The sequence below is a fragment of the Pseudomonas sp. NPDC090592 genome (genome assembly GCF_044769185.1).
In the GTDB taxonomy this organism is placed as follows: Bacteria; Pseudomonadota; Gammaproteobacteria; order Pseudomonadales; family Pseudomonadaceae; genus Aquipseudomonas.
Genome location: NZ_JBIVXJ010000007.1, coordinates 168,839 through 180,473, shown reverse-complemented (window position 1 = coordinate 180,473; position 11,635 = coordinate 168,839). Strand labels below are relative to the sequence as shown.

11 protein-coding genes and 3 pseudogenes are annotated in these 11,635 nt (G+C 64.1%); 5 read left to right on the top strand and 9 right to left on the bottom strand.

The window, feature by feature from the left end:
- Positions 1 to 123: 123 nt before the first annotated feature.
- Both dddP and ACIQUI_RS08400 read right to left on the bottom strand, forming a co-directional pair.
- Positions 124 to 1,470: a dimethylsulfonioproprionate lyase DddP gene (gene dddP / locus ACIQUI_RS08405; RefSeq protein WP_403197030.1), complete on the bottom strand. Its 1,347-nt coding sequence runs from the start codon at positions 1,468 to 1,470 to the stop codon at positions 124 to 126.
- A gap of 158 nt (positions 1,471 to 1,628) precedes the next feature.
- A complete protein-coding gene (locus tag ACIQUI_RS08400) occupies positions 1,629 to 2,108 on the bottom strand; it encodes a VOC family protein (RefSeq protein ID WP_403197028.1) in 480 nt (159 codons plus the stop codon).
- A 263-nt stretch (positions 2,109 to 2,371) separates the two neighbouring features.
- Here ACIQUI_RS08400 and ACIQUI_RS08395 point away from each other — a divergent pair, with 263 nt between their 5' ends.
- Positions 2,372 to 3,022 (top strand): TIGR04211 family SH3 domain-containing protein, encoded by a 651-nt coding sequence (locus ACIQUI_RS08395; protein ID WP_403197027.1) that lies wholly within the window; start codon positions 2,372 to 2,374, stop codon positions 3,020 to 3,022.
- Between the two features lie 123 nt (positions 3,023 to 3,145).
- On the opposite strand, the gene ACIQUI_RS08390 is transcribed toward ACIQUI_RS08395, so the two are convergent.
- Both ACIQUI_RS08390 and ACIQUI_RS08385 read right to left on the bottom strand, forming a co-directional pair.
- Positions 3,146 to 3,409, bottom strand: coding sequence for a hypothetical protein (locus tag ACIQUI_RS08390; RefSeq protein ID WP_403197024.1), 264 nt, complete (start codon positions 3,407 to 3,409; stop codon positions 3,146 to 3,148).
- A gap of 94 nt (positions 3,410 to 3,503) precedes the next feature.
- Positions 3,504 to 3,787: pseudogene (locus ACIQUI_RS08385) on the bottom strand (LysR family transcriptional regulator); the annotation flags it as partial.
- Between the two features lie 4 nt (positions 3,788 to 3,791).
- Between ACIQUI_RS08385 and ACIQUI_RS08380 the strand changes: the two are divergent.
- Positions 3,792 to 4,286: pseudogene (locus ACIQUI_RS08380) on the top strand (SDR family NAD(P)-dependent oxidoreductase); the annotation flags it as partial.
- 18 nt (positions 4,287 to 4,304) lie between these two features.
- Positions 4,305 to 4,510 (top strand): annotated as a pseudogene (locus ACIQUI_RS08375) (4-oxalocrotonate tautomerase family protein).
- A gap of 247 nt (positions 4,511 to 4,757) precedes the next feature.
- On the opposite strand, the gene ACIQUI_RS08370 reads toward ACIQUI_RS08375, so the two are convergent.
- On the bottom strand, positions 4,758 to 5,639 hold the full coding sequence (locus ACIQUI_RS08370) for a LysR family transcriptional regulator (protein ID WP_403197021.1): 882 nt from the start codon (positions 5,637 to 5,639) through the stop codon (positions 4,758 to 4,760).
- Between the two features lie 216 nt (positions 5,640 to 5,855).
- Between ACIQUI_RS08370 and argC the strand changes: the two genes are divergently transcribed.
- Both argC and ACIQUI_RS08360 read left to right on the top strand, forming a co-directional pair.
- Positions 5,856 to 6,797 (top strand): N-acetyl-gamma-glutamyl-phosphate reductase, encoded by a 942-nt coding sequence (gene argC / locus ACIQUI_RS08365; protein WP_403197018.1) that lies wholly within the window; start codon positions 5,856 to 5,858, stop codon positions 6,795 to 6,797.
- Positions 6,798 to 6,876: 79 nt separating this feature from the next.
- A complete protein-coding gene (locus ACIQUI_RS08360) occupies positions 6,877 to 7,563 on the top strand; it encodes a GNAT family N-acetyltransferase (RefSeq protein ID WP_403197015.1) in 687 nt (228 codons plus the stop codon).
- Positions 7,564 to 7,742: 179 nt separating this feature from the next.
- On the opposite strand, the gene ACIQUI_RS08355 is transcribed toward ACIQUI_RS08360, so the two are convergent.
- From ACIQUI_RS08355 to ACIQUI_RS08340, 4 genes are read right to left on the bottom strand one after another with little or no spacing between them, the layout of a single operon-like run.
- On the bottom strand, positions 7,743 to 8,498 hold the full coding sequence (locus ACIQUI_RS08355; protein ID WP_403197012.1) for an ABC transporter permease: 756 nt from the start codon (positions 8,496 to 8,498) through the stop codon (positions 7,743 to 7,745).
- Entirely contained in the window at positions 8,498 to 9,703 is a 1,206-nt protein-coding gene (locus ACIQUI_RS08350; protein WP_403197010.1) for an ABC transporter substrate-binding protein, read from the bottom strand. Before ACIQUI_RS08350 ends, ACIQUI_RS08355 begins: the two co-directional genes overlap by 1 nt.
- Positions 9,690 to 10,511 (bottom strand): ABC transporter ATP-binding protein, encoded by an 822-nt coding sequence (locus ACIQUI_RS08345; RefSeq protein ID WP_403197007.1) that lies wholly within the window; start codon positions 10,509 to 10,511, stop codon positions 9,690 to 9,692. The genes ACIQUI_RS08350 and ACIQUI_RS08345 overlap by 14 nt, the downstream gene beginning before the upstream one ends.
- Positions 10,508 to 11,572 carry an acyl-CoA dehydrogenase family protein gene (locus ACIQUI_RS08340; RefSeq protein ID WP_403197005.1) on the bottom strand — a complete coding sequence of 355 codons (1,065 nt, stop codon included), beginning with the start codon at positions 11,570 to 11,572 and terminating at the stop codon, positions 10,508 to 10,510. Before ACIQUI_RS08340 ends, ACIQUI_RS08345 begins: the two co-directional genes overlap by 4 nt.
- Positions 11,573 to 11,635: the final 63 nt, after the last annotated feature.

Below are 11,635 nucleotides of genomic sequence, written 5' to 3'. Positions count from 1 at the left end.
GGAGCGGGCGCGCCCGCGAAGAATCCAACGCGGTGCATGGCAACGGCTGCGCCGGTGTTCGCGGGCACGCCCGCTCCCACAGAGATCCTGGCCACCTTCAGAAAATCTTCTGTCCTGTGCCAATCAATCGCGCAGGAAGCTCTCCTCGAACGGGTAATGGGTCAACAGCTCATACCCGTCCTCGGTCACCAGCAACTGGTTCTCCAGCTTGATGCCGTCACGCCCACCCACCTCCCCTACATAAGCCTCCACACACAAGGCCATGCCCGGCTGCAGCTCACCTTCGTAGCCATAGGACTCAAGGTCTTCCGGGTAACGAATGCACGGGTACTCGTCGCACAGCCCCACGCCATGGAACATTACGCCGTAGCGTTGCTCGCGGCAGCTTTCCGGCAGGCGGTGGCCGTTACGGGTGAGTTCTGTGAAACGCACGCCAGGCTTGACCATCGCGGCATTGAAGTGGATATGCTCGTGGGCGATCCGGTACAAACGCTTCTGCTCGGCCGTAGGTTCCAGGCCACCACAGATCCAGCTCCGCGACATGTCTACGCAAATGCCATACACACCGATCAGGTCGGTGTCGAACGACAACAGGTCGCCATCGCTGAGCACCCGTGGCCCTGACTCCTGGAACCAGGGGTTGGTGCGTGGCCCGGAACTGAGGATGCGGGTTTCGATCCATTCGCCACCGCGGCGGATATTGCCGCTGTGCAGCGCTGCCCAGACATCGTTCTCGGTAGCACCCGCACGCATGGCCTGGCGCATTTCGGCAACCGAGGCCTCGCAAGAGGCCACCGCACAGCGCATCGCCAGGATTTCGTCAGGGCCCTTGATCAGCCGGGCGAACTCGGTGACGGCCTGGCCGTTGTGCACCTGCACGCCCAAGGCATCGAGCGCGCGCAGGCCGGCCACTTCGATGCGGTCCACGGCCAGGCGGCGGTTGTTGCCGGCGTGGGTGCGCAGCAATTCGTCGACCTGGGCGCAGAAGCGCCGGGCGTGCTCGTCGGTGCGGTCGCCGGTTTCGAAGTAGAAGAACGATGCGCCACTGCGCAGCTCGCTGACCAACGGCAAGTGCGCAGACAAATGGTCGCAGCCATGAAAGTCCCACAGCACCACATGCCCGCTGGCGGCGACGAAGCAGGCGCGGGCCGGGTTATGGGTGGTCCATAGCTGCATGTTGGTGGTGTCGGTGGCGTAGCGGATGTTCAGCGGGTCGAACAGCAGGATGCCGCCCAGGTCACGGGCCACCAGCTGTTCACGAATGCGTTGCAGGCGGTATGCGCGCAGGGTTGGCAAATGCGGCGCCTGCAGGCCGAGTGCTGCCCATTCCGCGAAGGCCAGCGGCGTAGGGCCGATTTCGGTGCGGTCATTGTCATCCACCGAGCCATCGGCCTTGAGCGCGGCGGCGCGCTGGCGCGAAGGGTCGATGCGGCGGGTGTGCGCGGGGATCGAGAACGGCGATGTCATCATGGCTGGCGGTATTCCGTTGGTTATTGTTGTGTGGAAAACAGCGTTTGAACCGGGGGCCGCCACCTGAGTTTAGGAACAGCGGCACGGCTCGGTAAGCGATATTTTCCAGGGCAAACAGATAACCGCAGCGTATGAAAGGGCAAGCCACAGCGCAGGGATCACCCCTTCAATGCCGCCGCGATTGTGGCCACGTCGATCTTGCCCATCTGCATCATGGCATCGAACGCCCGCTTGGCCGCCGCGCGGTCGGGATGGCCGATGGCTTCGATCAGGATGCGAGGGGTGATCTGCCAGGAAATCCCCCATTTATCCTTGCACCAGCCGCACACGCTGGCCTCGCCGCCGTTACCGACAATCGCATCCCACAAGCGGTCGGTTTCAGCCTGGTCCTCGGTACTGACCTGGAACGAGAACGCCTCACAGTGCGTGAAGGCCTTGCCACCGTTGAGCCCTACGCAGGGGATGCCCATGACGGTGAATTCGACGGTGATCACGTCGCCCTCCTTGCCCGAGGGGTAATCACTCGGCGCCTTGTGCAGCGCGAGCACTTCGCTATCCGGGAACACGCTGGCGTAGAAGTTGGCAGCCTGCTCGGCATCGTTGTCGTACCAGAGGCAGATGGTGTTCTTGGCAGTCATGGCCTTGCTCCATGAAAAGGTGTGGAGCCATTGAGTCTAGTCGCAGCTTTGCCGCTCAAAAAAAGCGCCCCATACGCAGCGCCAGAACAGCATCGGCAAGGAAGCGCTCTGGGAAGGGTTCTGCAACATCCTGCAGACATTTCCGATATCAGGTAGTGAACCTGCTGACAAAAAAACGGTCTTTCGCTGACGGTCAACTCACCGACCGGTTCATCGGCCCAGTCACCGGGCCTACTTTTGTCCTGTTTCAGCGAAGACCCAACATGCCCGATTCCCGCCCAACCGCTTCCGCCCTCCCTGCCCTGCGCGGTGGCCTGATTGCCGCCCTGGTAGCCCTCGCCCTACCCGTGCACGCCGAAGCGCCCGCCAGTGACGCACGCTGGGTCAGCGACAGCCTGAGCACCTATGTGCGCAGCGGCCCGACCGATGGCCACCGCATTGTCGGTACGCTGAAGTCCGGGCAGCAACTGACCCTGCTCGGTACCCAGGGCAACTACAGCCAGGTGCGCGGGCAGAATGGCGATGTGGTGTGGATACTCAGCAACGACCTGCAGGCCGTGCCGGGGCAGAACGAGCGCCTGCCGCAGCTCGATGCCCAGGTGGCAGAGCTGACCGGGCAGTTGAAGACCATCGACGACAGCTGGAAGAACCGCGTGCAGGGCATGCAGGAAACCCTCGATTCACGCAAGAAGCTGAACGACGAACTGGAAGCACGCAACAAGGCGCTGAACGAGCAGCTTGACCAGAGCCAATCGGAGCTGCGCGATACCCAGGCCCGCCTGGGTGACGAGAACAAGCAGGTGATGATGCGCTACATGGTGTATGGCGGCAGCATTGCCGGGGCGGGGTTGCTGGCGGGGTTGATCTTGCCGGCGCTGACTCGGGGGCGGAAGAAGAACGATCGCTGGTTCTGACAGCGGGGTCATCCTGCACTGGCCTCTTCGCGGGTGCACCCGCTCCCACAGGGATCTCACTGTTTTTGAAAACTGTGCAGTACCTGTGGGAGCGGGTTTACCCGCGAAGGCGCCGGCAAGGGCTTACTTGCTACGCGCCTTGTTATAGATAGTCTTGGCTTGGTCCGACGAGGCCTGGCACTGGGTATAGTCACCCTTGGCCTGGGCATCCTTGGCATTTTGCATGTGGACCTTGAAGTCATGGGCCATACCGCCATGCATCGCCTGGCCACTGGCCTTGTGGAAATCCTCAAGTTCCTTGATCTTGGCTGCACAGTTGCTTGCCGGGTCGGCATGGGCAGCAAAACTCAACACAGAAGCAATCACCAGCAGTACGATGGACTTCATGGAGTGTTCTCCTGGGAAATCGGAAGGGTCGTCGAGATGACATTGGCTCGACGCAGCAAAGAGCATAGTCGGCCATGCGCCCCTGCGCCTTGGATCAGCCTGGGTGCCGTGCCCCTTCGGCAAACAGGAAATCAATGAACACCCGCACCCGCAATGGCATGTGTGGGGCATGCGGGTAGATCAGCATGAACGGCCGTGTCGTCCCGCCAAACTCGGCAAGCACTTCCAGGTAAATGCGCCTTGGGTTTCGATTTCAACCTGGCGGCCATCCTGGCGAAAGCTCCACGGCGGGCGGCGGCCGCTGCTGGGCATTTCGAACTGGATGCACTCGTGCTGCTGCAAGTCCTGCGGCACCAGCGGTATGCCGGCACGGGCCAGCAGCGTGGACATCCTGATCAACAATGCCGGCATCTTCATTGCCAAACCCTTTGCCGAATACAGCGAGGCCGATGTCGACGCCCTGGTGGGCACCAACCTCAAGGGCTTTTTCTATCCGGCCCAGGAAGCGGCGCGGATCATGAGCCAACAAGGGCACGGGCAGATCATCGCCATCACCGCGTCCATTGCACTGCAACCGGACACGCGCGTACCAGCTTTGCTGCCAGTATTGGTCAAGGGCGGCCTGAACCAGGCGGTCAAGGGCCTGGCGCTGGAACTGGCGGCCAGCGGCGTGCAGGTGAATGCCGTGGCGCCGGGGATCATTGCTACACCGCTGCATGGCGACACGGTGCAGGGGATGGGCGTGTTGTCGCCCAGTGGCCGCACCGGCACGCCCCAGGATGTGGTAGACGCCGTGCTGTACCTGGTTGATTCACGCTTTGTCAGTGGTGTCATCCTGCCCGTGGATGGCGGCAGTACCGCTGGCACCTGGCACTGACCTGAGGAGCGTACAACCATGCCTTATGTACATATTCGCGTAACCGATGAAGGGGTTACTGCCGAGCACAAGCGCCAGCTGATCGAAGGGACGACGCGCCTTTTGCAGGAGGTGCTGGGCAAGCCGCCAGCCAGTACCTTTGTGGTGATCGAAGAGGTGCCAACCGATAACTGGGGGTAGGTGGGGAGACGGTGACTGCAGTCCGGGCGCGAGAGCGAGGTTGAACCGGGGGCTGCCCTGCAGCCCTTTCGCGACACAAGGCCGCTCCACAGGTACAGCGCATCAGCTGAAATCAACGCAATACCTGTGGGAGCGGGCGCGCCCGCGAACACCGGCAAAGCCGGTGCCATCCACCGCGTCGCCTGTTTCGCGGGCATGCCCGCTCCCACAGGGACTGCGTTGGCTTCGAGTTAACGCGGTATCTGTGGGGCCTTGTGTCGCGAAAGGGCCGCAAAGCGGCCCCCAGAGCCCTCACTGCCGCAACCGCTCCAACGCTTGCAACACATACCCCGTGGCACGTTCCACCTGCCCCTCCCGGCAGGCGATTCCCAGCTGCCGCCACAACCCCGGCCGCAGAGGCCGGCGCGCGATGCGCTGGTCCAGTTCAGTCGCCTCGCCTTCCTGCGGCAACAAGGTAGCGCCGTACCCGGCGCCTACCAGGCTCTTGATCGCATCGTTGTAGTTCAGCTCGATGCGCGGCTCGGGGTACAACCCCGCTGCCGCGAACCACTCCCCTGTCACCCGCGACAACTGGGTGCTGCTGTCGTTGAGGATCAATGCCCGCTGGGCAAGCCAGGCCGGCGTGACCCTGGCAGGCGGCTGCCAGTCGGCCGGCACATAAGCCAGGATCGGGTCGCGCCGCCAGGGGGTGACGGTCAGCCCTTTGCCGGCCACCTGCGGCAAGGCCACCAGGCCGATATCCAGTGTGCCCTCACGCAAACGTACCAGTGATGCCTGGGACGTCAGCACCTGCACCTGCACATCAACCCCCGGATGCTCCACTCGCAGGTGCGCCAGCGCCTGTGGCAGCAAGTGGGCAATGGCGCCGGTAGACGCACCCAGGCGTACCCGGCCAGTCAACCCTTCGACCTGGCGGCGCACTTCATCCAGTGCCAGATCAGCGTCGGCCAGCAGGCGCCGGGCACGGGCCAGCAGCGTTTCACCGATGGCCGTAGGACGCACCTGGCCGCGGGTGCGGCCAAGCAATGGAGCGCCGATACGCGCTTCCAGTTCAGCCACATGCAGGCTGATGGTGGGCGGTGCCAGGTTGAGCTGGCGGGCAGCTTCGGCAAAGGAGCCAAGGTCACTGATGACCACCAGGGTGCGCAGGCGGTCGAGGCTGATTTCACGCATGGTCTGTGCTGGCCCTTTCGCGGGTAAACCCGCTCCCACAGGTTCACCACCATACTCATGAACGGTGCCGCCCCTGTGGGAGCGGGTTTACCCGCGAAAGGGCCGGCACATAAAAGCTCATTCAGAAAACCTGAACATATCGATCATCATATTCAAATTTTCATTACTAAGGCCATAGGCGAGCATAGGTCATCCCTCCCCGACCGGACCCCGACCATGCACACCCCTGTTGTTTTCATCGACGGCGACCAAGGCACCACCGGCCTGCAGATCCATGCCCGCCTGCAAGGCCGCAGCGACCTGCGCCTGCTCACTCTGCCCGAAGCCGAGCGCAAGGACCCGCAGCGCCGCCGCGAGGCCATCAACAGCGCCGACATTGCCCTGCTTTGCCTGCCTGACGACGCCGCGCGCGCGGCCGTGGCGGCGATCCACAATCCGCAGGTGCGGGTAATCGACGCCAGCTCCGCGCACCGCACCACCCCGGGTTGGGTCTACGGCCTGCCGGAACTCGACGAGCAGCAAGCCGAACGTATCGCCCAAAGCAAGCGTGTCAGCAACCCGGGCTGCTACCCCACCGGCGCCATTGCCCTGCTACGCCCACTGGTCAACGCAGGGTTGCTCCCGGCCGACTACCCGCTGGGCATCCATGCCATTTCCGGCTACTCCGGCGGTGGCCGCACCGCGGTCGAGCGCCACGAACAGGCGGGTGCCGACAAGGCGCCGACATTGCAACTCTATGGGCTGGACCTGGCGCACAAGCATGTGCCCGAAATCCAGCAGCATGCCGGGCTGTCGGCGCGGCCGGTGTTCATGCCCGGTTACGGCGCCTACCGGCAGGGCATCGTGCTGAGCATCCCGCTGCAATTGCGCCTGCTGCCCGGCCAGGTCAGCGCTGAACAGTTGCAGGCCTGCCTTGAACAGCACTACCAGGGCGCCCGCCACGTCCAGGTCATGCCGCTGCATCAGCAAGGTGCAGCCGCCAACCTCGACCCCGAGGCATTGAACGACAGCAACGACCTGCGCCTGGCGCTGTATGCCAACCCCGAACATGGCCAGGTTTTGCTCACCGCAGTGTTCGACAACCTGGGCAAAGGTGCCTCGGGGGCGGCGGTGCAAAACCTTGACCTGATGCTCGGTGCAATACAGGTGCAAGGCTGATACGACAAAACCGGTTAAACTGTGCAGCCCACGCCAGCCTGGCGCGGCCTGTATACCCACCCGCCGGAGCCCGTCCCCGATGTTCATCCTGAGCCGCCTCGACAGCGTGCCGCCCGAATCTTTCCAGAACCAGATCCGCGAGCTGGTCATCCACAATGTCGGCGACCTGAGCAGTGTTGCCATCACCGCCGACAACCCGCTGTACCCGCTGTATCAGTACGGCGTCGGCATGGAGGTGCACCAGTACCTGCAAGCGCTGGACGGCACCCGCGGCCTGGCCGTGGCGCTGACCCTGGCGCTGGATGCCGAAGCGCCGGACCAGTTGCTGGGCTTTGCCCTGTCGCTGCCGGCCGAGGACGATGAGCAGGCATGCGCATTGGCATTTCTTGCCGTGCGCGCCAGCCATCGCCGCCAAGGTATCGCCCGCGCCCTGCTGGGTGACCTGCAGGCACGCCATGCCTGTGTGGAGCTCAATGCCTTTGCCAGCCAGGTGCCATGGTTTGAAGCGATGGGCATGCAAGTGGTGGCCGCCAGTGGGCCGCAGGTACTGATGAGCAGTACCGGGCAGGCCAGTGGCGCGCTGATCGGGCGGTTGGACATTGCGCCGATCTACCAGACGGCAGAAGTGCTGCAGATTCATACCTACCTGCTTAACCAGCAGGGTGAAGATGCGATGATCGACGCGGAACAGACGCGCGATGAGCGGCTGGACGAGTTGACCGTTCAAGCCCAGGCATGTGTGCGGCAGCGCAAGACGGTGCATTGACCCCACAGGTGCAACACCACCCAGGCCTTGTGAAATCCCTGTAGGAGCGGCCTTGTGTCGCGAAAGGGGTGCGAAGCGCCCCCAGGATTGCAGCATCAGTGCAGAATTTCCGGGGCCGCTTTGCGGCCCTTTCGCGACACAAGGCCGCTCCTACAGGGGCCAGTGCAGGCCTGGAAGCTTCAGCCATGTACCCAGCGCCGATGCAACCCACGAGCCAGTGCATCGAGCATGAACCCCAGCACGCCAATCAACAGCACCATCGCCATCAGCTCGGAATACGCCAGCCGGTCACGTGTATCGAGGATGAAATACCCCAACCCCGCACTCACCCCCAGCATTTCGCACGGCACCAGCACGATCCACAGAATGCCGATGGCCAGACGCACGCCAGTCAGCACATGACCGATCACCCCCGGCACGATCACCTTGCACAGGGTTTCCCAGCGCGTGGCACTCAAGCTGCGGCTCAGTTGCAACCAGCGTGGGTCCAGCTGCCTCACCCCGGCCGCCGTGTTGAGCAGGATCGGCCATAACGCAGCGAACGCCAGCAAGAAGTAGATCGGCTGGTCACCCACGCCCATCACCATCACCACCACCGGCATCCACGACAGCGGCGAGATCATGCGCAGGAACTGGAACGCTGGCGTGGTCGCCGCCTCCAGGTGCCGGTAACTGCCCACCAGCAAGCCCAGCGGCACGCCGATGAGCAATGCCAGCAACAGCCCGACCAGGATGCGCTTGAGGCTGACCCAGATATGCCCGTAGACCTCGCCCTGCCCCAGCAACTCGACCAGGCTGGCCAGGGTAGCGGCCGGCGAAAAACGTGCAGACAGGCCGTCAGCCTGGCCGAACACGGCAACCCCGGCCCACCACAACAGCAACAAACCCAGTAACCCGGCCAGCCCAAGGCCGGCATGTACGACATACGTGCGCATCAGACCGCAAACTCCTCGCTACGCTCGAAGTTGTCGGAAATGCCGAACACCGACGGCCCACCGACCGCAGCAATGGCATTGCGCACGAAGCGATCGTCGACCAGGTCGCGAGCGGTTTGCACCGGGTCAAGCCCGGCAAGGAACGCATTGTCGCCCTCGATCAAGGTGGTTTTCAGGCGCCTGACCAGCTCTTCGGTATAGCTGGGGAACGGGTATGGCTGGAAGTCGATGCGTTTTTCATCCCACTGCTGATGGCGTATGGCGCCACTGGCAATGTAGCTGGCACGGTCCTCGGCGGCCGGCGCCAGCACCTTGGTCAGCACCGCTGGCTCGTGAGGCGTGTACTTGTTGGGGCCGGCCTTGGACAGCAAGGCCGCGGCTTCGGCGCGGTGGTCACGGGTCCAGTGCTGGGCCTTGACGATGGCGTTGACCACCTTTTGCGACCATTCCGGGCGGTTGTTCAGGTCGTGCTCGTGCATGAACACCACGCAGCAGGCGTGGTTGCGCCATACATCGCCGGTAAAACGCTGCACGCGGCCCACCTTGAGGTTCTCGGCCAGGGCATTGAACGGCTCGGCAACGATGTAGCCAGCGATGCGTTTGCTGGCCAGGGCTGGCGGCATGTCGGAGGGCGGCAGCACCAGCAGGTTGACTTCGGTGGCAGCCAGCTGCGCGTTGGCTGGCTTCGACACCGGCGTCAGGCCGTTGTCGTTGAGCATCTGCTGCAACACCACGTTATGGATCGAATACCAGAACGGGATGGCCACAGTCTTGCCGCCAAGTTGCTGCATGTCGGTGATGTCCGGGGCCACGGTCAGGCCCGAACCGCCGACGTGGTTCCAGGCCACCACCTTGGCGGGTACCTTGCTGGCGTAGCGCGCCCACACCGTCATGGGTGAAAGCAGGTGAATGACGTTGACCTGGCCCGAGATGAACGCCTCGATCACCTGCGCCCAGCTGCGCAGCAGCACCGGGCGCTCGGCCTTGATGCCTTCGGCTTCGAACAGGCCGTTATTGTGCGCCACCAGCAAAGGCGTGGCGTCGGTGATCGGCAGGTAGCCAATGCGCACTGGCGCGTCCGGCTCGGAAGCGGCACGGGCTTGCAGGCTTGAGAGCAACGGCAGCGCACCGGCGGCCGTGAGCATGGCGCCGAGCTTGAGGAAATCGCGACGCGAAGAAGAGGAACAGCAGTCATCCATGCACATGGACAGCCTCCGAGGGCAACGGGGTTGGGGTAGGTTCGACTGTGCGGCTTGCCCGCCGAAGGGTTTTGAGGATTTCGATACGCAACACCCCCAGTTCCTCAACCCGGTGGGTACGCGGTTGCGGCAGGTCGATGTGCCATTGGCCGAGGATGTGCGCCGGGTGGTTGCCCAGTAGCAGAACCCGGTCGGACAACAGCAGGGCTTCGTCGATATCGTGGGTGATAAGCACCGCCGCCGTGTTGTGGGTGGCGATCAGTTGCAGCAGCAGTTGCTGCATGTCGGCCCGGGTCACTTCATCCAGCGCGCCGAAGGGCTCGTCCAGCAGCAGCACTTCAGGCTGGCGCGCCAGGCAGCGGGCCAGCGCTGTGCGCTGGGCCATACCGCCAGACAATTGCGCCGGGTACTGGCCACGGGCGTGGGCCAGGCCCACAGCGGCAATCGCATGGTCGATGCGCGCGCGCCGCTCGGCCGCAGCCAGCCTGGGCTGGCGGGCGAAGTCCAGGCCAAAGGCGACGTTCTTCTCCAGGCTCAGCCAGGGCAGCAGGCTCGGGTCCTGGAAGGCCACCGCCAGCCGCGGGTGCGGCCCCTCCAGCGCCTGGCCGTGCAAGGTCACGCTGCCGCCACGGGGTGCTTGCAGGCCTGCCAACACGCGCAGCAGGCTGGACTTGCCCACGCCACTGGGGCCAAGAATGCTCACCACTTCGCCCGGCGCCAATTGCAGGTCAAACTGGGCCAGCACCTGCTGCCAGCCACCCTCGCGCGGGTAGCCCAGGCTGATATCGCGGGCTTCGAGCAACACTGAACTCATGCCGCGCCCGCCTGGCGTTGCAGTTCGGCGCGCAATTGCACCAGGCTGGGCGTGACGATCGGTACAAAGGCCGATTCACGCCAGCGGCGGGCAAACCCTTCGCCATACTCGCTGAGGTAGGCCTTGCCACCGCTGGCCTGCAATTCCAGCTGCACGGCATCGGCGGCACTTTCGGCCAGGGTGATGCGCAGCTTGAACAAGGCTGCCGGCTGTTGCTGGAAGCGGCCATCGAGCAAACCCTGCTTGAGCTCGCTGACGGTGTTTTCCAGGCGTTCGCTGAGCACCTGCCGTGCCTCGTCGAGGAACGAGGCACGCCCATGCAGGTGCCCCTGAACCTCTTCCAGTGCCCGTCGCGCCAGGCCGATGGCCATGCCACATTGCAGCGCCAGGAACGCCGGGCGCACCCGTGGCAGGAACTCGCGGGCATTCTCGTGCAGCAGCCAGTCACGCGCCAACGGCACCTGGTGGAAGGCCAGTGCCGCCGTGTTGCTCGACTGCAGGCCCATCAGTTGCAGGTCATCGGAGCGCTCCAGGCCCTGGGCATCGGAAGGAATGGCCAGTATGAACGGCGCGCCACCGGCTTCGTCCTCGATGGCCGCCGCCACCACAAAACCGCTTTTGCGCAGGTTGGTCACCCAGTGCAGGCGCCCTTCCAGGTTCCAGCCATCGCTTGCAGGGCGACCGCGCACCTGTAGCGCTTCGATGCCAGACAGGAACTTCATGGCGTTGGACAGCCCGGTGGCGCCGGCCAGTTCGCCGGTCAGCAGTCGTGGCAGCAAGCGCTCACGCAGCGCCTGGTTGGGGCTGTGCAGCAGGTATTCGATAAAGGCACGCTGGCCCCAGCAGACGAAGGCTGACGCCAACGAGCGGCTGGCAATGGCGGCAATCGCCTCGACCGCGTCGGTTACTTGCCCGCCGGTGCCGCCCAAGGCCGGATCGACACCGATACGCAGCAGCTGTGATTCGGCGATCTGTGCCAGCACCTGCTGCGGTTCGCACAGGCCCCGGTCGATGGCCTCGGCATTGGCATCCAGCCAGTGTCGAAATGCGCAATCTTGCATGGTCTTGCTCCTTTGGGAACGCCGGGGCCGCCTTGCGGCCCATTCGCGGCACCAGGCCGCACC

What these genes read in the sequence shown, in the direction of transcription:
- dddP (WP_403197030.1), bottom strand. Translation starts at nt 1,470, where the DNA reads ATGATGACATCGCCGTTCTCGATCCCCGCGCACACCCGCCGCATCGAC.
- ACIQUI_RS08400 (WP_403197028.1), bottom strand. Translation starts at nt 2,108, where the DNA reads ATGACTGCCAAGAACACCATCTGCCTCTGGTACGACAACGATGCCGAG.
- ACIQUI_RS08395 (WP_403197027.1), top strand. Translation starts at nt 2,372, where the DNA reads ATGCCCGATTCCCGCCCAACCGCTTCCGCCCTCCCTGCCCTGCGCGGT.
- ACIQUI_RS08390 (WP_403197024.1), bottom strand. Translation starts at nt 3,409, where the DNA reads ATGAAGTCCATCGTACTGCTGGTGATTGCTTCTGTGTTGAGTTTTGCT.
- ACIQUI_RS08370 (WP_403197021.1), bottom strand. Translation starts at nt 5,639, where the DNA reads ATGCGTGAAATCAGCCTCGACCGCCTGCGCACCCTGGTGGTCATCAGT.
- argC (WP_403197018.1), top strand. Translation starts at nt 5,856, where the DNA reads ATGCACACCCCTGTTGTTTTCATCGACGGCGACCAAGGCACCACCGGC.
- ACIQUI_RS08360 (WP_403197015.1), top strand. Translation starts at nt 6,877, where the DNA reads ATGTTCATCCTGAGCCGCCTCGACAGCGTGCCGCCCGAATCTTTCCAG.
- ACIQUI_RS08355 (WP_403197012.1), bottom strand. Translation starts at nt 8,498, where the DNA reads ATGCGCACGTATGTCGTACATGCCGGCCTTGGGCTGGCCGGGTTACTG.
- ACIQUI_RS08350 (WP_403197010.1), bottom strand. Translation starts at nt 9,703, where the DNA reads ATGTGCATGGATGACTGCTGTTCCTCTTCTTCGCGTCGCGATTTCCTC.
- ACIQUI_RS08345 (WP_403197007.1), bottom strand. Translation starts at nt 10,511, where the DNA reads ATGAGTTCAGTGTTGCTCGAAGCCCGCGATATCAGCCTGGGCTACCCG.
- ACIQUI_RS08340 (WP_403197005.1), bottom strand. Translation starts at nt 11,572, where the DNA reads ATGCAAGATTGCGCATTTCGACACTGGCTGGATGCCAATGCCGAGGCC.